This is a genomic window from Streptococcus sp. CSL10205-OR2, from assembly GCF_025660655.1.
Lineage (GTDB): Bacteria > Bacillota > Bacilli > Lactobacillales > Streptococcaceae > Streptococcus.
This window is the reverse complement of the sequence record NZ_JAOTIN010000011.1, coordinates 19,013-39,178: the sequence shown is the minus strand read 5'-3', so window position 1 is coordinate 39,178 and position 20,166 is coordinate 19,013. Positions and strand designations below refer to the sequence as shown.

Sequence of the window (20,166 nt, the reverse complement as noted above, 5' to 3'; positions counted from 1 at the left end):
TAGAATAATGCTAAATATTTTTGTCTTAGAGGATGATTTTTTTCAGCAAACGCGTTTAGAAACAGCCATTAAAAAAACGATGTCTGATAATGGTTTGAAGTATAGACGCCTAGAAATCTTTGGTAAACCGCAACAACTTTTAGAAGCCATCACAGAAACAGGGAATCATCAATTTTTCTTTTTAGATATTGAAATCAAAGGAGAAGAGAAAAAAGGGATGGAGATTGCTAGAGAAATTAGAGCTAAAGACCCGAGCGCTTCGATTGTCTTTGTAACGACTCATTCAGAGTTTATGCCGATTACTTATAAATACAGAGTGTCAGCCTTAGATTTTATTGATAAAGGCTTAAGTGACAATGACTTTCAGGAGGCGATATCCTCAGTATTACTGCATGCTGCAAAAAGTGTTAATCAAACAGTTGCAGCAGACTCTTTTCGGTTTAAATCAGATCACTCTCAGATTCAAGTGCCTTTTTCAGATATTTTATATTTTGAAACGTCCTCCACTATTCACAAGGTTGTTTTAACGACTAAAAAAGGACACATGGAGTTTTATGGTAAGGTCTCTGATATCGCTAAAGCTGACAAGCGACTCTACCAAAGTCATAGAGCCTATGTTGTTAACCCAGAAAATGTGGTGAAGATTGATCGACAAAATCATTTGGTCTTTTTTGAAAATGATGAATCTTGCTTTGTATCGCGGTTAAAACTGAAAGGGTTGATTGAGAGGGTTGAAAAGAGATGACATTAGAATTTGAAGGCATATTTTTCATTAGTTGGATTTTTAGACTATTGATTTTATCCTATATTACTAATCAAAGGTTAAATCCTTATTTTTTATCGCTCCCCTTTATTTTTTTGGGGATTTATGCTCTTAACTATGACCTTGTTTTTTGGGGGGAGATTTTTTTCTTACCGATTGCCCTCTTTTTTGTAAGACGAAAATATCAGTGGAACTGGATTAAGTATTTTTTCTACAGTCTATTTCCCTTTGTTTTTTTTGAAATATTTGGTAATTTTTCAAATCTCTATAATCGTTTCTTATTTAAATTAACAGCAGACCAATGGTATAATTTTTATTGGTCTGAGTGGATCGATAATATTTTAGCAGTCGCTCTTTGTTTTGGTTTTCTAAAGCTATTTAGAATTGAGTTTAAGGAGATTAATAATCGATTAGACTATCAAAAGGACTTGCAAAAACTCTTTAAGGTTTTTAATGGTTCTTTAATCGTATATGCTTTATCTACATATACAATCGCAAATTTAATTTTTTTGATGGAAGGCAATCAATTTTATACTTCTATTGATTTGGTATACATTAGAAGACATTTGCTAAATTTTTACTTTATTTTTATTATTGGAATTGTCTTTCAAATCAACTATCTTGCCAAGAAAAATAGGGAAAGAGAATTGGCTGAAAGAAAAGACAGTCAGATAAAAGATTTAACTTCTTATAGTCAACATATTGAAGCCTTGTATAAGGAAATTAGGAGTTTTAGGCATGACTACACCAATATTTTAGTCAGTTTTAATGAAGCAATTAAAAGTAAGGATATAGAGTCAATAGAAACGATTTACAAGTCAGTGTTAGCAGAATCAGATAAAAAATTTTATCAGAGTAAGTATGATATTGCCCATCTTTCTAACTTAAACAACACTGCTATGAAAAGCTTGGTATCAGCAAAGTTGATTGAGGCACAAACCCAAGAGATAAATATTTTTGTTGAAGTGCCTGACCCGATAGATGTCTCTAAAATGGAATTAGTTGACTTTCTAACCATTCTTTCGGTGTTTTTGGATAATGCCATTGAAGCAAGTCAGATGTCTGACGAAGTAATCCTTCGTTTTGCTTATTTTGAAGAAGCCAATCAGAAGATTTTAGTGATTGAAAATAGCACTTCTGAGAACAAGGTAAATACCAAGGAAATCTTTCAGTATGGCATTTCTACCAAAGGTTCTGATAGGGGGATTGGATTGTCAAATGTTAAAAATATTTTGTCTAAATACCCAGATATTAGCTTAAATACAACGAGTTCAAACCATACCTTCACTCAGGAATTAATAATGAACTAAAAGTTTAAGCCATCCGTAAATGGCATAATAATTAACTAATCATGGAAGATCAGCTAGCTGGTCTTCTTTTTATGAGTGATAAAAGCTTAAAAAATAAGAAACAGTTTGTAAACAACTGTTCATGACAAAAAATAAGCTATTCATTAGATTTAACACTTTTTCTTTATGAGTTATCCTATACTGATTATTGTAAAAATGAATAAACGAGGTGGAATATGGTGTTTTTCAAATCAGTTTTTAAATCAATTTTTAACAGAAGAGATGTAAAAATATTCTTATCATTTATCTTTCTACCAATATTGGTTCCCATTATGGCAGAATTTATGGATGGTTTGAATTCAAAATTGACAAGTAATTTTTTAGCCTTTCTAGATTCAGCTGTGAGCACTCAATTTCGTTTTGTATTACCAGTCTTGTTATTTTCTTTGGTCATATCATCAGTGTTTAGAGATGAAATTGAGTCAGGGATAATGTTTCTGTATAAAGATATTAACAGAACGAAAATCTTTAATGCCAAGTTAATCGGTCTTCTAGTTATCTATGGGTTGTTCTTTGTTGGCACGGTGCTAACTAGTTTGATAGCCTATTATGGCATCATGGCTCCCAAAGGATTGGTAGCAACAAACCTCATTTCAGAAAAAACACCTGAAGTGGTTTCAACAATATTTTCGTTATTAACAACGTTAGGATTAAATGTTATCACTATTGCTTTAGTTGTCATGGTTTCAGTTTCTTCAAGAGCTGTTCAATCAGTATTAACTGGTGTCTTCTTTTCACTGGCTTCGTCGGTAGCACCTATGTTAATTGGGATTAACTATCTTTTTCCTAATGGTTACGTAAAACTAGCAACCACTAATTTCCCACTGGCAGTGATATTATCTGTTATTATTTCTATCACTTATTTTGTCTTCTTTTATATTAGAGGGAAAAACAAGTTTAAAAAGATAGAATTTTAGAAACTCTGGTATGTTGTTCTTATTTTTGTTATTGATTTAGCAACAACACCATATTGGAGGAATCTTTATCTGTCAATTACTGTATAAGAAGAAATCAACCGGATGATACTTTCATTTGCTTGTTTTCTAGCTTATCATTTTATCTCACTAAAAATGTCTAATAAGGAGTGGCAATATGCTTAAAATTGAAAATCTTTCAAAAAAATTCTCTGGGAATGATTTTTATTCTCTCTCAGATGTTTCTCTTGAAATTGACAAAGGAGAAATTGTAGGATTAATTGGTAAAAATGGTGCGGGAAAGTCAACTTTGATGAAAATGATGGCTAAATCGCAAAGACCAACTTCAGGAAAAATTATCTATAAGGGTACAGATATCAACAGCCAAGATAATGTTTTAGAAGATTTTGGGATTATGATTGATCCAGTGTTTTATCCAGAAATGTCTGTCATTGATAATTTGAAATTCTACTTGAAATTACATGGTAAACAAGACTTATATCCTAATATTGAGAAAACATTAAAATTAGTAGAGCTTTGGGATGCGAGAAATAGAAAACCTAAAGGCTTCTCGTTTGGTATGAAGCAACGAACCGCCCTAGCAATTGCCCTGGTTGCTGAACCAGATTTTCTTATCCTAGACGAACCATTTGTTGGTCTAGATCCTATTGGTGTACAAAAATTAATTGATATCCTTAAGCAGTGGTCAAGTGAACGTCAAATTTCAATGTTAATCTCTAGTCATCAGTTGGGAGAATTAGAAGCCTTGTGTAATCGGTATGTTTATATTGAAAAAGGCCAACTCGCTGAATCATTTGAAAGGAAAGAACAGCCTAGTGTGGTTGTACATTTGGTTCCACATAGCAATAAAGAACTGTTATTAAATTATTTAAGTGATTCTATTACATTGGATGAAGACAAACTAGAGATTTCAACAGCTAATGACAGTATAGCTCTTAACACTATTTTTAGTGTTTTGGCAACTAACAATTTGATTGTCTCTATTGAAGTGAAAGAAAATCACTTAAAGGAAGTATTTATGAAAGGGTAGATTATGAAGCAAATTTTTTCAGCTGTGTTTGAGTCAGTATGGAAACGTAAGGAAACGAAACTATTTTTAGCATTTAGTTTATATCCTCTTATCTATTTTGTTGCATCATTTTTTGGACAATCTAATTTCATGCAAATTGCGAATGCAGATGGTATAAAAGTCGGTTATCTTGATTTTGCAGATATGATGATGAATTCTATGGATATGCTGATTTTACCGACATTAGCCCTCTATTTCTTAACGATTTCGGTTTTTAGAAGAGAAACTGATGACCACACGATGTTCTTATATAAAGATATTAATCGAAAAAATATTTATCTTTCTAAATATTTTAGCCTTATTATCATTTTAGTCATCTATTTTGCTTTATTTTTTCTCTCATCATTGCTAGTACATTATACTCGAGTTGCTCATTTAGACTTTGGGACTACTCGTTTTATGTCAGATACTTTGTACTACACTTTGTTAGAATTACTTGGATTGTTTACAGTGTTTCTGAAAGGAATTGTCTCTATTTCTGTTGCCTCTTTAGTGTCTCTTCGTTTTGGAACGGGAGCTACAATGACAACAGCCATTGTCTTTACAATAGTGATGATGATTATGCCAATGATTGGCGGACCAATGGCAATGCTCTTTCCAAGTGGCTATAAGCAATTTATAGAAACTGTTCCTGATATGTGGATAGGATTTGTGGGTTCCTTAGTCATTACATTGCTTTATGCAGTACTTGGCAGTGTTTTTAGTCTCAAGAAATTTAAACATTTGGAGTTTTAATGATGAAAAAATGATGATAGCTTAATCATTTTTAGAAAATCATTGTCTCAGATTACAAGGCTTACTTTAAAAAATAAAAAAAGCGGACGTTTTTTCTAAACGTCTGCTTTTCTTTAATTCTCTTTGATTTTTAGTGTCATAGCATTGATGGCCACAATAACTGTTGAAAAGGACATTAAAATGGCGCCAATAGCAGGATTTAAGGTAAAGCCAATTGGGGCTAAAATGCCAGCCGCTAATGGTATGGTAATTAGATTGTATCCAGCTCCCCACCATAGATTTTGAATCATTTTGCGGTGTGTTTGTTTGGCTAAATCAACAAAATGAAGGATATCTTCGGGGTTGCTGTTGGTTAAAACAACATCTGCAGAATCTATGGCAATATCAGTTCCTGCTCCAATAGCAATGCCGACACTTGCTCTTGCTAGGCTTGGTGCGTCGTTAATCCCATCACCAACCATGGCAGCTTTTTTCCCACTGGCAACGTAATCTGCAATCTGTTTTTCCTTGTCAGTTGGTAGTAATTCTGAGAAGTAGTTGGTAATCCCAAGATATTGAGCCACTTTAGCGGCAGATTCTTGGTTATCTCCTGTTAGCATGATTGGTGTTATTTGTCTTTGTTTTAAGGATTGAATGAAAGGTAGTGCTTCTGGTTTGATGGTATCTCCAAGGGCAATGAGACCAACTAATTTGTCATCAATAATCACAAAACTAAGGGTGTAGCCCTGTTTTTGATAGTTGCTTAAACGGTCGTTAGAAATCACATATTGTAGGTTTTCCAACTCTTTTTGATTAATGATTTTAACGGATTTTCCTTCAACTGTGCCAGAAATACCTTTGCCAGACAAATTATCAGTGTGATCTGTAGAAAAGCTAGTGATATTTTGTTCCTTGAGGTAAGTCATAATGCTTTTGGCAATCGGATGGTTTGAATTTTTTTCTAGGGCACCAGTATAGGCGAGAATGTCTGTCACACTCATTTCTTCAAGTGCTTCAACCGCTACAACTTCAAAGGCACCTTTGGTTAGAGTTCCTGTTTTATCAAGGAAGATAGCATCTAAATGGCTAGCTGTTTCTAAAGCCATTCTTTTTTTGAGTAAAAGACCGTTTTGAGCGGCAAGTGTTGTTGAGCGAGAAACGACTAAGGGAATGGCAAGACCAAGCGCGTGTGGACAGGCAATAATCAAAACAGTCACTGTGTATTGAAGTGCTGTTGGTAGGTCAGTTAGAAGAGACCAGATAAGAAAAGTGATTAAGCCAACACTTGTTGCAATATAAAAGAGCCATTTCGCCACACGGTCAGAAAGGATTTCTAAGCGAGATTTATCATTTTGTGCTTGACGAACAAGGGTCATAACTTGTGCTAAGAAACTGTCATCTCCAGCCGCGGCAACTCTAATGGTGAGAACACTATCACCATTTATTGCTCCACCAATGACCGGATCATTTTCTTTTTTAACAACTCCTTTTGATTCACCGGTAATAGCCGATTCGTCAATGAGACTTTCTCCAGCGATAACAATACCATCGGCAGGTATTTTAGCACCGGCTTTAACAATAAGTACATCATCACGTTGAACATCCGTTATGGCAATGGTTTCTTCTTGGCCATTGGTAAGTCGAATCACATCATCAGGCAGTAAGGCGGCAAGTTTTTGGAGTGATGAGCTGGCATTTGAGATGGCAGACATTTCAATCCAATGCCCCAAAAGCATGATAACAACAAGACTGGCCAATTCCCAGAAGAAGTCCATGATATGCCCTTGATGACTAAAGGTGTTTATGAAAAAGGCGTAGATAGAATAAAGATAGGCAACACTAATCCCCATAGCAATAAGTAGCATCATTCCTGGTGTCTTTGCTTTTATTTCATCTCTACCACCTGTTAAAAAAGGTTCTCCACCATAAAAATAGATAATGGTAGAAAGTAATGCGACGATCCAGTCAGAGCCTCTAAATTGAAACTGAAAAGGCAACTGGTATCCCATAAAAGGTGATAAGAAGATAACGGGAATGGCTAACACCAGAGTCACCCAAAATTTTTGTTTAAACTGTAAGATGTGGTGAGAGTGATCGTGCCCCATATGCCCATGCCCCATATGCTCGTGTTCCATATGCTCGTGCCCCATATGCCCATGCCCCATATGCCCATGCCCCATATGCCCATGTTCCATATGCTCGTGTTCCATATGCTCGTGTTCCATATGCTCGTGTTCCATATGCTTGTGTTTCATATGCTCGTGTTCCATATGTTCATGTTCCATATGTTCATGTTTCATATGTTTATGTTCCATATGCTCATGTTTATGATGTATCATCGGCATATCATCATGATTGTTGTGGTGGTGCTCGTCATGTTTAGTCATTACTCTCCTCCTTTGATAGGGTTGTGGTATTTGTAGGTATGACATTCTGTTCATTAATTATAGACTACATTTGTAGATTTATCAACTGTTTGTTTTTGAATGTTGATAGAATAGAAAGAAAAAATTGATGTAGTATGATCAGAGTATTAAAAAAGCCTGTTTATCAGGCTTAGTAAATAATGATGGCGTTAGGCGTGTCATTTTATAAGAGTTTTCCATGAACATCATAACCCTGACTCTGCATTTGTCTTAGGATTTGCATTCTTCGGTAACCAACAGGATAATTGCTCATCGCATTAGCTATTTTTAAAGAAAAATCATCATCATGTTTTGCGATGGTATTAAAATACTCACTTATGTTAACATAACTTCCTAATTGTTTACCAGCATAGAGGTAGATAGCGGATAAGGCATCTTTTGAATCATAGTAACAGGCCACTCGGTCAGCTGAATATTCCTGGGCACGATGTAATGCTTTATCCAGTAGAAAGAATTTTAAAACAGGTTGTGCTAATAATCTCCTGAATTGAGAATGCTGGCACTTGATATGTCCTAGTTCATGTGCAATAGTATAGCGAACAATGCGCCAATCATTGTTATGGTAAGCAATAGCAATAATATCACTATGAATGACAATATAGGTTTTTGAAAGTGAACATTTACCTGTAAAAGCACTCAAAAGGCCATTACCGTTTTTGATATAGAGGGGAGGAGCTGGTGACTCTCTAGTAAATCCCATTTTTGAAGCAATTTCTTGATAGGTGGTATGTAGTTCTGGAAATTGTCTCTTTGTCACTTCAATACCATTAGCAACATTTGAAAAATAGAGATATCTTGCCATGATAAAGGCTGTTATTGGAGCAAATAATACCACTAAAACACCCAGTATCCATTCTCGTAAAGGGATACCTGAAAAAAGCAATATGATAGCGATAATGGTTGTTAAAAGAGTCGCAAGGTAACCTAATCTTAGTAAGGGGATTTCCATCTTGTGACGTAGTTTTTTAAGATCTGGCGTAGGGGGTGTTTGGGACATGGCAATCCTCATTTCTAAGTTTGAGCATCTATGATTAAAGCTATTATAACGTGATTTTAGGGATAAAACAAAGAAATCACCTTTTGTATTGTCAAAATAGTGCATAACGGATAAAAATAATAAAATACTCTAAATATCAAAACAAAAGTATTGTTAGCGCTGTCTTTTTATGATATTCTTTAATTATAAAAAAGGAGGAGATATATATGGAATGTCCAAAATGTCACAAAGAAATGACCCAAGGCTTCATTTATGGTGATCGTTATGCCTTAAAATGGAGTCCAGCTGATAAAAAAGCTTTGGGTGGTATTTGGGTAACAGATGGCATCAAATTAAAACCCAACAAACAATTACTCGGAAGGCCTAAAACGGTTACTTTTGCTTGTGAGACGTGTGACCATCTGATTATTGACTTAAACACAGAGCGCGCTTAATAATATTAAATCGATTTAATTAACTATTTTAAACTTTTTGCTAAATGAATAACACCTCAACCGTTAGACACAAAATCTAATGATTGAGGTGTTTTTCTATGATATTAAGGGATAAAAAAGTGAGATAAATAGTCTATTCAAAACCAATGGCGTTTTTAGAAGTAAGCAACCAATTGCCATCGTCTTGTTCAGTGAATTTTAGTTCGATGTATTTATAGTTTTTAGAGCTCATATTGTCATAAACAACTTCTAAGTAAGTCACATTTCCAGAAGACAATTCATGCGTAGAGGTTGGTTCTCCAAATTGTTTTACAATATCATCATAGTTTGAACCAGTTACTTCAGATTGGCCCTCTGCGACAACTAGATTAACATAATCTTTTTTTGTCCACTTGAAATGTTCTTCAGTTTCTTTTTCAATATTCTTAAGTTGTTCATTTTTTTCATTAATCAGATCATGAAAAGATTTTTGTTGAAACCATTGAGTGCCTAAGACAATCATAAGTGTCAAAACAGAAAATAATAAACTTAATGTAGAGAGGGTTTTCTTTCTGTTTCGATTGAGTACTAAAGCAATAATAGCTGCAATTAATGCTATTAGAGTAATAATGATTGACATATTAATTATTCTAGGAACCCATCTACTGAGTATATTTAACATGGCAAAAACAACTAATACTATGCTTATTATAACTAGTGCTAGAGTTAGTATAGCAATCCCTTTTTTCTCATTTTTTTTCATTGTTTCAATTTCCTTGTTAGCTTTTTATCTCAATTAGAGTTAATACTATTTCTAAAATAAACAGTAGTGATTTTAATGACCAAATCTGTAATGATTGAAAGTACAAAAAATATGAAATACACTAATATTTTAACAATTTTTCAAAAAATATTATATGAAATACTCTTGTTGTGTTTTTCTTCATAAAATAGGATAAAAGACAGGGTAATCATTCATCACAATGATTACCCTATCGACGACTTTATTGAAAAGCTTTGAGTGGTTTAATAACTAACAGATGATTGTTTTTATGTCAAAATATCAGTCGTATTTTTTATTCCACTTGAAAGCTAATACTCCAGAGCTAGCTGTTGCTGCTAGACCGATTAATACCCAAACAACAGTTGTTTCATCACCTGTTTTTGGTAATGTCGTTGCTGTTGGTTGACTTGCCATCGGTTGAGTCGTGATTGCCATTTGGGTGTGATTGTGATCGATAACAATAACATCTTTATCAGGAGTTTCTGATAATACTTTAAAGTCAGTCAGTTCACCACGTAAAACGGCATTACTTACCCAGCGATAGAAGTAGAGGGTGTGGAGCTTATTCATTGGATTGCCAGCATAGATAAATAGTGGGTGATCCATATAAGTACCATCAATAGCCATTATTTGACCTTTAACGGCGTCATGCCCTGGCCACCAACCAGAAATGTAAAAATCATTGTCTGGAGAAACTGATAGTAATTGTTTGAACGTTGGTGGTAGTGATTTAATCCAGCTACCTGAGTTGGAATAAACGAGGTCATTAGCGCGATAACCACTAGAGAGTGGGTTGGTTTTATTAACGAGAGCTCTTAGAAGACCCTCATAAGAGTTGCCGTTATCTAGTGTTTCAGCATCAAAGCCATCTAAGACACCAAGTCTTTCTAGTTTTCTCATAGCAGAGCCACCAATGATAAGAGTTGGTTTTTTACCAAGAAGATCTGCATCAAATTGATTGCTATCTAAAACAAGCACATCTGCCTCATCAAGACTGTTTACAATTTCAAATCCCATTTGAGTAAGAGACAAGGTTGCCTCAGAAACAGAAGGATAGCCGAGATTTCTATTTGGATTACCAGGAGCATAGACTTTCATTGGTTTTAGTGGTATACCAATCGGTTCTTTATTGTAGAGTGGTGTTCCTAATAAAGCAAAATCCATTAAGAGCTGACTGAAATCAGGTGTTTTTACCACATAGCCATCAGTTGTTAGGTAAACTTTTCCTCCTTGTTTTAAGAGGGTATTAACGGCTTGGATGCTACTAAGAGAATTGTTATGTATCATATAGTAGCTTGCTTTTTCATCAACAACAGTTCTAGGTGCCATTTGATGAGTTGGTTGTCCTAGTACATCTTTAAAGAGATTTTCACTAAAGATAGCTTCTGCTTTAAAGCCTCTCATTGCTGGGAAATTCATCACCACTTCGGCATACATTTCTGGCCAAGCAGACTCATCATTTCCTTTATAGAGAACATGGTTAGCATAACCACGTTTTGCTTGCGCCATGTCAATGACGAGGTCACCTTTTTTGTAGTTGCCGACATCTTTGGTTAATTCATTGACAACAACACCGTTACGTTTGAGATAAGCAATCATCTCAAATGCTTGTTGACTATCACTTTCAGTAGACAGTCCCATTGGGATCACATAATAATCAGGGAAGAATTTAGGATTGTCGCCTTTAGGTCGACCAACAACGTTACCATTAGGGTCGATAAATTGATCTTCAGCCTTTTTATCTTCAATCTTATTAATACCTCTGAAGTAATAGTTGAGACGATTGATTGTAATCTCATCTTTATTTTGGATATTATAGTTGATACCAGCTAAAACAGCAGCATAACCTGCATAGAAAGATTGTTGGTTCATTTCAGGAATTTCAACAGTATGACCTAACACACCATGGTGCATTGAGTAAACGGCAGTATAACCTGAAAAGGCATCATCCCAACCAGCACCATAATCAAGTCTTGGGATGATAAAGCTAGTGTATTTAGAGCTGGTAATACCAGCAGTTCCCATGACTTTTGCTTGTTCCAGCATGGTTTTTTCTAATAAGTCATACTCAAAGTTAAGGTCATGTGGCGGTGTTGCAGGCTCAATTAAAAATTCTTTAACAAAGCCATGAACATCATAGAGTGATGCAGGATTCCATTTAGAAATTTGAGTTGCAATGGCACGAGTTTCTGGATTGGCTTGGTAACCAGCATCTCTATTAGGGTCAATGCCATTAGCTAAGGAGCGAGTGTTTAACAAATCACCATCAGGATTTTCAGTGAAGTTAAAGATTAAAATAGCATGTTTCAGTAAATCTTTAACGTTTAGTAAGACACTCACTTGATTTTGATTAGCATCTAGTGTTTGGTAACCAACGGTGTCTTTAGTGGCAAAATCATTAAAGAGAAAGGCGATAATATCAATGCCTGGTTGCTCATCAGCATGCGTGTTGTTGATAATGATAGGAACCTTATAATCAAGTTTTCCATCAGCAATTTGTTTGATAAGACTAGCTGGGTCTTGTAACATTTGAGGTGTAAAATGATCAAGGTAATCTGAGATATCTGATTCTTTATCAGCAACAATCCCCATTCTCAAGTCTCGGCCTTGCGCACTCTTACCAATAATTTCTAAGCCAACATAACGGTCGCTAGCATGATTAGTCATGGTGTCATCAACAAAAGCCACCATTTCTTCATAGGTTTGATAGCTCTCATATGGTCTAAAGGTTAATGGTTTTTGAACAATGAGTTCTCCAGCACCATTACGACCTTCTAAAACGTAGGTACCCATGTAATCGCGAAAACTTCTTCTAATATTGTTTGGCCAGCGAAGACCTAAGTCTTCTCCTAGAAGAGGTTTAATGGTAAGAGTCGCTTGGTATTGTCCATTAGTGTTTTGGACATTAGAAATAGCAATGAGTTGTTCACCTGTAAAGGTGCCATCTTCAATGATAAAAGTTTTATCTGGTAAACCATTGACTTGCCAATTAATGTCAGTCTCAGGAGTTTCAACAGAGATAGCAACTTCATTTGTTTCTGAAAGGTAAACCGTTTGTTTTTCTAACGTGATTGGTGCTACTGCTTGTTGTGTTGCTATTGGTGTTTCTGCAATAGCAACTTCATTTGCTGCAGTATCTGTCTCAACAGCGGTTTCTTTTGGTAAATGACTATCTTCAGTAACTGTTGGTGCTATCACTTCTTGAGGAGTGACTTCTGTTTGAGTGTTGAATTCAGCAGCTTGTTCAACATTATTTTGATTCTCAGTTGGTTCAGATTGATTTTCTACCTGAGTAGTTGTAACGGTAGAAAGTTGCTCATCATTGGCATGAACCGGGGTAATGATTCCTTCTGCCATTAAGGCTAATAAAAATGATGCCGATAGGCCTACAATACTTTTAGGTAAACGTCGTTTTTTCACCATGAATTATCCTCCTTTAAGTTAAGTTAAATTTAAGCTGAATTCACTTGTATTTTAACATTAAAAGCGCTTTCAAAATGTGATGGAATTAACACTCAGATAGCTTATTTGTTATTAAAAAAACAAATAAAGACTCTTTTCACGACAGTCACTACAGATGATACGATAAAAAAGAGACAGGGTCTTTTAACCCAGTCTCTGGAAGTAATGATGCTTCTTTTTAACCAGCTCTAGACCCGTCTGGAATTTGTTTTTCCGGGATAGCAAGTACTGGTGTGATGCCATCTTCATAGCCAATATCAAATAGCATGCCATGAGAGATGTGACCAAATAGTTTTCGAGGTTTTAAATTAACAACAAATAATGCTTGTTTTCCTTCAATTTCATAAGGGTTTTGTCGTTCTTCTTTAAGACCACAAAGGATTGTTCTTGGTTCTGTTTCTCCCAAATCAACGGTTAATTTGACGAGAGTTTTTGATGCTTCAATATCTTCAACCCTTAAGATGGTGCCACAACGAATATCGATTTTTTCAAGGTCATCCAAGGTCATTTCTGGTTTAATGTCGGCTGTCATAAGAGTCCTCCTTGTTTAATAAATCGATGTAAGCCACTGATATATAATCAGTATCCGAAACATTAAGTTTTTCAAGGACAGCATCTACCTTTTCTTGAGCTTGTTTGAGTGGTTCATTATCTAAAATCATGTATTCTAATTCAATGAAATCACCTAAGTTTGTGACCCTATCTAAATGAAAGCGTACGTTATCTTTTAAAAACAATAAGCGTGTCTTTTCAACAACGCCAACGCGCCCCAAAACTATTCCTAAAACCCTATCCAATCGTTGAGGTTTGTTAATCGTCCATATCTTGTAGTTGGAAAGTTTTGATCTGGAAAGATTTGGTCTTTGATAAAAAATCAATTGACTATCTTTTTCATTAATCTGACGGAGTTTTAGTCTGCCAAACCAAAAATGATAAAAAGTGTCTCGTTGCTTTAAAGTGACAGGTTCTACCTGAGTTAATTGGTGAAATAGCTGCTTTATTTTTTGATAATTTTTAATGCGTGCTTTGATTTCAATGTTTTTAGCCATAGAAGTTTTCTCCTTGTTGTTATCAGTATATCATAGTGATTATTTTATTACGGTCAATGAGGTGTTTAATATGCGTTTTATTCTTTTTTTTGTTAAAATGTAAAGTAATATTAATAGAAATTGAGGTCGATATATGGTTCGATTACAAGATGATTTTTACAATGGAGTTAATGGTGACTGGATTGCATCAGCCGTTATTCCTGATGATAAGCCAAGTACTGGCGGATTTTATGATTTAGCCGATGAGATTGAAAAACTCATGCTTAAGACAACTGATGGCTGGCTAGAAGGTAAAGATGTGCCTAATGATGCTATTTTACAAAACTTCGTCAAATTCCATCACCTCGTCTCTGATTTTGACACAAGAGAAAAATTAGGGGTTACTCCTGCTATGCCTCTTATTAAAGAATATCAGGAAATGAACAGCTTTAAAGATTTCACCCAAAAGCTAGCAAGTCTTGAGATGCAAGGTAAACCAAACCTAATGCCATTTGGTGCTTCACCAGATTTTATGGATGCAAGAACAAATGTTCTTTGGGCCTATGCACCAGGCACTATTTTACCGGATACCACTTTTTATGATGATGATAATGAAAGAGGGAAAGAATTACTAGCGATTTGGCGTGCTAACAAGGAAAAAATGCTTCCTCTATTTGGTTTTTCTGAAGAAGAAGTGAAAGATATACTAGATAAGATGATTGCGCTTGATGCCAAACTGGCAAAATACGTTTTATCAAGTGAAGAATCTTCAGAATACGCTAAGCTATACCATCCTTATGAATGGTCAGAATTTACAAAATTAGTGCCAGAGTTGCCACTTGATGACTTCTTTAAAGAAATCTTAGGACAGCTTCCAGATAAAGTCATTGTGCCTGAAAGGCGTTTTTGGACAGAATTCGCTAAAGAATTTTATTCAGAAAAAAATTGGCCTGCTTTAAAGGCAATCCTACTTTCTGCAGCAGCACTCAATTGGACATCATACTTAACTGATGAGATTCGTGTCTTGTCTGGCGAATACCAACGTGCCATTTCAGGAACACCTCAAGCCATGGATAAGAAAAAAGCAGCCTTTTATCTGGCACAAGGCCCTTACAATCAAGCGCTTGGTTTATGGTATGCAGGTGAGAAATTCTCACCAGAAGCTAAGGCTGATGTCGAGAAAAAAGTGGCAACGATGATTCAAGTTTATAAGGATCGTTTAGAAAAAAATGACTGGCTACAAGAAGAGACACGCCAAAAAGCCATCACTAAACTCAATGTGATTACACCACATATCGGGTATCCAGAAGAATTGCCAGAAACCTATGCTAAAAAAATGATTGATGACAAACTTAGTTTGATTGATAATGCGCAAAAACTAGCTGAAATTTCGATTGCTTATTCTTGGAGTAAGTGGAATCAACCGGTGAATCGTAAAGAATGGCATATGCCAGCTTACATGGTTAACGCTTACTATGATCCACAACAAAACCAAATTGTCTTTCCAGCAGCCATCCTTCAAGCACCGTTTTATTCATTAGAACAAAGTTCTTCAGCTAACTATGGTGGTATTGGTGCAGTGATTGCCCATGAAATTTCGCATGCTTTTGATACCAATGGTGCTTCCTTTGATGAAAATGGTAGCTTAAAAGATTGGTGGACAAAAGAAGACTATGCAGCATTTAAAGAAAGAACAGACAAAGTAGTGGCCCAATTTGATGGTCAAGAGTCTCATGGTGCCAAGGTTAATGGTAAATTAACCGTTTCTGAAAACGTGGCCGACTTAGGTGGTCTAGCTTGTGCTTTAGAAGCTGCGAAAAAAGAGGCAGACTTTTCAGCAGAAGATTATTTTATCAATTTTGCTAAAATTTGGCGCATGAAAGCGCGTGAAGAATACATGCAAATGATAGTAGCTATTGATGTTCATGCCCCAGGTCATCTTAGAACCAATATTCAAGTGGCTAATTTTGATGATTTCTTTACAACTTTTGATGTGAAAGAAACAGATAAAATGTGGCGCAAAAAAGAAGATCGTTTAATCATTTGGTAATAAAGGAGAGAAAAATGAAACGTGTATTATTAGTGGTCAATCCAAGTTCAGGAGGCGAAAAAGCTAAAGCATTTGAAGATATGGCTAAAGACAAGTTGGCTAGCTATTTTGATGATGTTGTGGTCAAACACACCAAAAAAGGTGGCGACGCTAGAGATTTTGCGAAAGAAGCAGCAAAAGAAAAATTCCATAGTGTTTTTGTCATGGGTGGGGATGGAACCGTTAATGAAGGCATTAGTGGTTTAGCAGAAGAAGACCACCGTCCTAATTTTGGCTTTTTCCCATTAGGAACCGTTAATGACTTGGCTCGTGCCCTTAATATTCCACTCGATCCAAAAGAAGCTATCGATTCCATTGACTTTGACAATTTACATCCATTAGATATTGGTAAAATCAATGATTCCTATTTTATGAACGTTGTTGCAATTGGGACTATTCCTGAAGCTATCAATGATGTAGAATCAGAAGATAAAACCAAACTAGGTAAAATGGCTTACTTTGTGTCAGGGTTTAAAAGTTTACTCGACCATCAATCTTATGACTTTAAAGTGACAGTAGATGGTAGTGAAAAAGAGATTAAAAGCAGTACTTTACTAATTGGATTAACCAATTCCATTGGTGGTTTTGAACACCTCTTGCCAGAAGCTGAAGTTAATGATGGTTTGTTGCACTTTGTTTATTTGAAAGACTCTAATTTATTAGAAACACTACAATCTGTCCCAAGTCTTTTATTTGGTGTTGATAATTCTAATCAACGTATTGGCTATGAAAAACCAAAAGAATTGGTGATTAAATTAGAAGAAACAAATGAGGAGTTAACCGTTAATGTCGATGGTGATGAAGGCGATGCTCTACCGGTAGCTATCAAAGTTTTACCATCACACTTAAAAGTATACAGACCATAAGATTGACGGGAAAATGCTGGTTTGGTAGAAAGATTGCAACAAAATGATTGCAACACTAGAAAACCAATTACGATTAGTCGTTAATCAAATGATATTTAGTAAATAGAACTTAAATAGGTTCAATATATTTGCTAGAAACTATTACGATAAAGCATTCTTAATTGAATCACCTTAAAATCAGAGTTTTGTCATTCAAGGTCTGATAGACAGTTTGCGTTAGAAAGGCAACACAATGAAAAATTTTATAAAAACAGCTATTGTAGCTTTAGTGACATTTTTAAGTGTCATGTTTGTATCTGCTAGTACTGTGGAAGCAAAAGAACTGACCAAAGTCGTTTCAGATATCATCATTTGGAATAGCTACAATGATCAAGAACCAAAAAATGCAAACGGCATATACACATTAACAAGAAATACTGATTATCAATTACAAATAGAATTTGATTTATCTGATTATGGTAATAAAGTAGCAGATGGTGATTTCTTTGTTCTTGATATCCCATCGCCAATAGAAGTAAAAGATGAAACAATAGCTCTAATCGATTCTGATACTGGTATTGAAATCGGAGAGATTGTTGTTGAAAAAGTAGGAGGCAAAGCCACCGTTACTCTTAAAAACTTAGAAGAGTATAAAAATGTTAAAAAAAGAACCGATATTATCAAAATTAAGGGAACCTTTTTTGTCTCTATGCGAGTTCAAGAATTGTTGACCGAAGAGAAAGTTACTTTTAATAATATTAAAGAACAAGGGACACTTGACGTCATTATTTCTAGTCGCAATCCCTTTCCTAGAGAAGATAATTCAGCAGCGGTAGCCAAAGAAAATCTTGCTAAATATAGTGGCTTTTTAAATGAAAAAAATGGTCAATTTGTTCACTCATGGAGAGCGCGTGTTAATGCTTCTCAAAAACCTTATACTTCTCTTGTAATGCATGATCAGATAGATGAAAATGGTGCTCCAATGCAATTCATCCCAGAATCATTAGTTGTGACAAGAGGTGATGGCTTAACACAATCGTGGGCTCTTACTAATTCAGAGGTACTCACTGAAGGTGACGGTTATACTATTGTTTATAATGATAATTTAACTGCTTTTGATATTACTTTTACAGATCCAACAAAGCCGCACTATATTAATTATGATACAACAGCACCAGGAGATGGTTCAACTGTCATTAATACAGCAACTTTGACGTCAAATGAAGGTGTTGTTAAAATTGTTGACGATAAAGAAGAAACCGTTAGAACAACATCACGTCTTAGCAAGATCACATCTGGCGGTACTGTGATTATTGAAACAGGAAATCGTATTACAATCTATAAGACTGATGAAAAAACTGGAGAACGTTTAGGTGGTGCTGTTTTTAAAATCACAAAACCAGATGGTTCAGAAATAACACTTGATCCAACAGACAGTGAAAACGGATTAGCACAGTCACCTATTTTTACAGAAGAAGAATTCACTGCTGGAGAATTTACCATCACAGAAGTGACAGCACCAGACGGTTACCTTCTTTCTGATACTCCAATTAAAGTGAGTGTGTCTGACAAAGGTGCTATTCGCACTATCACTAATAAAAAGAAAGAACCAAAGCCAGTGACGTTATCTATTGAAGCAACAAAAAGTCTAACAGGACGTCTTTTGAACGCTGATGAATTTGAGTTTGATCTTAAAGATGACGCTGGAACAGTTGTTGCAACAGCCACTAATGATGCAGATGGTAAAATTATTTTTGCTGATTTAACTTTTAATAAAGAAGGCACGTATCAATATACCATCGAAGAAAAAGCTGGCAATCTTGGCGGAGTGGTTTATGACAAAACAAGTAAATCAGTGACAGTAGAAGTAACAAAAATGCCTAATGAAGCAGGAGATGATGCTAACTTTGATGGGAAATTGGTAGCTAAAATCACTTCTGAAAAACCTACTTTCGCAAATACCTATACTCCTATAGAAACAAAAGTAGTCATTAAGGCAAGTAAATCTTTAGTCGGTCGAGACTTAAAAGAAGAAGAATTCACCTTTGAACTGAAAGATCAAAATGGCCAAGTTATTTCTACGGCTAAAAATAAAGCAAATGGTACAGTAACCTTCAATGATTTAATATTTAATGAAACAGGTGTATTTCATTATACTGTTTCAGAAATACAAGGAAATGCTGAAGGTGTTACTTACGATAATACTGTTTATCCAGTTACTATTACAGTAACAGACGATGGCAAAGGGAATCTGTTAGCAGTTGTGGATTCAGTTGAAAATCTTCCATTTGAAAATACTTTTGAGACTACAACTACTACAACCACAGAAGTGCCAACAACGACGACTACTACAACCACAGAAGCACCAACAACGACAACTTCTACAACCACAGAAAAACCAACGACAACTACTACAACCACAGAAGCACCAACAACGACGACTACTACAACCACAGAAGAACCAACGACAACTTCTACAACCACAGAAGCGCCAACAACGATGACTACTACAACCACAGAAGCACCAACAACGACGACCTCTACAACATCAGAAGAACCAACAACGGCTTCTACAATCACAGAAGTACCAACAACTTCTACCACTATGACTACGGAAGCACAATCATCAACATCTAAGCCAAAAACCCCAAAAACAACTGAAAAAACAAAACTTCCTCAAACAGGAGAAAGTAATAATAGTCTGTTTATCATTTTTGGTATTATAATTCTGGGTCTAGTTGGATTTTACGTTTATAGAAAAAATAAAGGTTAATAGCTATTAACACGATAAATTATTAAAAGAGAGCATTGACGCTCTTTTTTAATTTGTTGGCTCAGAATGACTATTTTATCACTGACAGATAGTGATGATGGTTACATGAAAAAAAGTAATTTACAATCTTAGTTTGTCACAAATAAAATTCATTTAAGCTAATTTCCATCTATGAAGCAAGATTGCCATCCTGGTAATAGGAATAAACCCTTGAAGGATTTTCTTTCTATTGAAAAGAGATTAATAATTTTTACCGGAATCACCCCAAATCCGACCTAAATTTTTTATAAATCAGTGTGAATGAGTATGAATAGAAAAAATAAAAAACGCTCAACAGAGCGCTTTTTACTGTCTATGAAAATGAATGAAAATGTTTTGTAAGGCGGTAATCGGATTCGAACCGACGATCAAGCTTTTGCAGAGCCGTGCCTTACCACTTGGCTATACCGCCACAAGTAATTATTTTAACGCAAAAATAAGATTTCGTCAAGTAGAAATATAGGAAGATTTTTTGTTATC

The 20,166-nt window shown here is 35.3% G+C and carries 15 protein-coding genes and 1 tRNA gene; 9 read left to right on the top strand and 7 right to left on the bottom strand.

Annotated features, from left to right (window positions below):
- The first annotated feature begins 7 nt into the window (after nt 1-7).
- The 5 genes from N7659_RS06195 to N7659_RS06175 all read left to right on the top strand — a co-directional run bounded on the left by N7659_RS06195 (nt 8) and on the right by N7659_RS06175 (nt 4,851).
- Nucleotides 8-745, top strand: coding sequence for a response regulator transcription factor (locus tag N7659_RS06195; RefSeq protein ID WP_263276319.1), 738 nt, complete (start codon nt 8-10; stop codon nt 743-745).
- Nucleotides 742-2,073 (top strand): GHKL domain-containing protein, encoded by a 1,332-nt coding sequence (locus N7659_RS06190; RefSeq protein WP_263276318.1) that lies wholly within the window; start codon nt 742-744, stop codon nt 2,071-2,073. Before N7659_RS06195 ends, N7659_RS06190 begins: the two co-directional genes overlap by 4 nt.
- A 311-nt stretch (nt 2,074-2,384) precedes the next feature.
- On the top strand, nt 2,385-3,029 hold the full coding sequence (locus N7659_RS06185) for an amino acid transporter (protein ID WP_263276317.1): 645 nt from the start codon (nt 2,385-2,387) through the stop codon (nt 3,027-3,029).
- A 175-nt stretch (nt 3,030-3,204) separates the two neighbouring features.
- Entirely contained in the window at nt 3,205-4,077 is an 873-nt protein-coding gene (locus N7659_RS06180) for an ABC transporter ATP-binding protein (RefSeq protein WP_263276316.1), read from the top strand.
- A 3-nt stretch (nt 4,078-4,080) separates the two neighbouring features.
- A complete protein-coding gene (locus tag N7659_RS06175; RefSeq protein WP_263276315.1) occupies nt 4,081-4,851 on the top strand; it encodes a hypothetical protein in 771 nt (256 codons plus the stop codon).
- 113 nt (nt 4,852-4,964) lie between these two features.
- Here the strand turns inward: N7659_RS06175 and N7659_RS06170 are convergent, their stop codons facing one another.
- A complete protein-coding gene (locus tag N7659_RS06170) occupies nt 4,965-7,217 on the bottom strand; it encodes a heavy metal translocating P-type ATPase (protein WP_317629568.1) in 2,253 nt (750 codons plus the stop codon).
- A gap of 202 nt (nt 7,218-7,419) precedes the next feature.
- Nucleotides 7,420-8,253 (bottom strand): M48 family metalloprotease, encoded by an 834-nt coding sequence (locus N7659_RS06165; RefSeq protein ID WP_263276314.1) that lies wholly within the window; start codon nt 8,251-8,253, stop codon nt 7,420-7,422.
- A 206-nt stretch (nt 8,254-8,459) separates the two neighbouring features.
- Here N7659_RS06165 and N7659_RS06160 point away from each other — a divergent pair, with 206 nt between their 5' ends.
- Nucleotides 8,460-8,687, top strand: coding sequence for a PF20097 family protein (locus N7659_RS06160; RefSeq protein ID WP_263276313.1), 228 nt, complete (start codon nt 8,460-8,462; stop codon nt 8,685-8,687).
- A 133-nt stretch (nt 8,688-8,820) separates the two neighbouring features.
- Here the strand turns inward: N7659_RS06160 and N7659_RS06155 are convergent, their stop codons facing one another.
- From N7659_RS06155 to N7659_RS06140, 4 genes are all read right to left on the bottom strand, one after another.
- Entirely contained in the window at nt 8,821-9,306 is a 486-nt protein-coding gene (locus N7659_RS06155) for a DUF4190 domain-containing protein (protein ID WP_263276312.1), read from the bottom strand.
- A gap of 423 nt (nt 9,307-9,729) precedes the next feature.
- A complete protein-coding gene (locus N7659_RS06150; RefSeq protein WP_263276311.1) occupies nt 9,730-12,873 on the bottom strand; it encodes an LPXTG cell wall anchor domain-containing protein in 3,144 nt (1,047 codons plus the stop codon).
- A gap of 217 nt (nt 12,874-13,090) precedes the next feature.
- Nucleotides 13,091-13,444, bottom strand: coding sequence for a tRNA-binding protein (locus N7659_RS06145; protein ID WP_263276310.1), 354 nt, complete (start codon nt 13,442-13,444; stop codon nt 13,091-13,093).
- Complete coding sequence (locus tag N7659_RS06140; RefSeq protein ID WP_263276309.1) at nt 13,428-13,961, bottom strand: class IV adenylate cyclase; 534 nt, start codon at nt 13,959-13,961, stop codon at nt 13,428-13,430. The genes N7659_RS06145 and N7659_RS06140 overlap by 17 nt, the downstream gene beginning before the upstream one ends.
- 133 nt (nt 13,962-14,094) lie before the next feature.
- Here N7659_RS06140 and N7659_RS06135 point away from each other — a divergent pair, with 133 nt between their 5' ends.
- From N7659_RS06135 to N7659_RS06125, 3 genes are all read left to right on the top strand, one after another.
- On the top strand, nt 14,095-15,990 hold the full coding sequence (locus tag N7659_RS06135) for a M13 family metallopeptidase (protein ID WP_263276308.1): 1,896 nt from the start codon (nt 14,095-14,097) through the stop codon (nt 15,988-15,990).
- Nucleotides 15,991-16,004: 14 nt separating this feature from the next.
- Nucleotides 16,005-16,895: a diacylglycerol/lipid kinase family protein gene (locus N7659_RS06130; RefSeq protein ID WP_263276307.1), complete on the top strand. Its 891-nt coding sequence runs from the start codon at nt 16,005-16,007 to the stop codon at nt 16,893-16,895.
- A 232-nt stretch (nt 16,896-17,127) separates the two neighbouring features.
- The gene (locus N7659_RS06125) at nt 17,128-19,647 is read left to right on the top strand and encodes a Spy0128 family protein (protein ID WP_263276306.1); all 2,520 of its coding nucleotides are present in this window, start codon (nt 17,128-17,130) and stop codon (nt 19,645-19,647) included.
- A gap of 380 nt (nt 19,648-20,027) precedes the next feature.
- Here the strand turns inward: N7659_RS06125 and N7659_RS06120 are convergent.
- Nucleotides 20,028-20,098, bottom strand: a tRNA-Cys gene (locus N7659_RS06120).
- Nucleotides 20,099-20,166: the final 68 nt, after the last annotated feature.

What these genes read in the sequence shown, in the direction of transcription:
- N7659_RS06165 (WP_263276314.1), bottom strand. Translation starts at nt 8,253, where the DNA reads ATGTCCCAAACACCCCCTACGCCAGATCTTAAAAAACTACGTCACAAG.
- N7659_RS06195 (WP_263276319.1), top strand. Translation starts at nt 8, where the DNA reads ATGCTAAATATTTTTGTCTTAGAGGATGATTTTTTTCAGCAAACGCGT.
- N7659_RS06155 (WP_263276312.1), bottom strand. Translation starts at nt 9,306, where the DNA reads ATGTCAATCATTATTACTCTAATAGCATTAATTGCAGCTATTATTGCT.
- N7659_RS06190 (WP_263276318.1), top strand. Translation starts at nt 742, where the DNA reads ATGACATTAGAATTTGAAGGCATATTTTTCATTAGTTGGATTTTTAGA.
- N7659_RS06135 (WP_263276308.1), top strand. Translation starts at nt 14,095, where the DNA reads ATGGTTCGATTACAAGATGATTTTTACAATGGAGTTAATGGTGACTGG.
- N7659_RS06145 (WP_263276310.1), bottom strand. Translation starts at nt 13,444, where the DNA reads ATGACAGCCGACATTAAACCAGAAATGACCTTGGATGACCTTGAAAAA.
- N7659_RS06160 (WP_263276313.1), top strand. Translation starts at nt 8,460, where the DNA reads ATGGAATGTCCAAAATGTCACAAAGAAATGACCCAAGGCTTCATTTAT.
- N7659_RS06130 (WP_263276307.1), top strand. Translation starts at nt 16,005, where the DNA reads ATGAAACGTGTATTATTAGTGGTCAATCCAAGTTCAGGAGGCGAAAAA.
- N7659_RS06170 (WP_317629568.1), bottom strand. Translation starts at nt 7,217, where the DNA reads ATGACTAAACATGACGAGCACCACCACAACAATCATGATGATATGCCG.
- N7659_RS06150 (WP_263276311.1), bottom strand. Translation starts at nt 12,873, where the DNA reads ATGGTGAAAAAACGACGTTTACCTAAAAGTATTGTAGGCCTATCGGCA.
- N7659_RS06125 (WP_263276306.1), top strand. Translation starts at nt 17,128, where the DNA reads ATGAAAAATTTTATAAAAACAGCTATTGTAGCTTTAGTGACATTTTTA.
- N7659_RS06175 (WP_263276315.1), top strand. Translation starts at nt 4,081, where the DNA reads ATGAAGCAAATTTTTTCAGCTGTGTTTGAGTCAGTATGGAAACGTAAG.
- N7659_RS06180 (WP_263276316.1), top strand. Translation starts at nt 3,205, where the DNA reads ATGCTTAAAATTGAAAATCTTTCAAAAAAATTCTCTGGGAATGATTTT.
- N7659_RS06185 (WP_263276317.1), top strand. Translation starts at nt 2,385, where the DNA reads ATGGCAGAATTTATGGATGGTTTGAATTCAAAATTGACAAGTAATTTT.
- N7659_RS06140 (WP_263276309.1), bottom strand. Translation starts at nt 13,961, where the DNA reads ATGGCTAAAAACATTGAAATCAAAGCACGCATTAAAAATTATCAAAAA.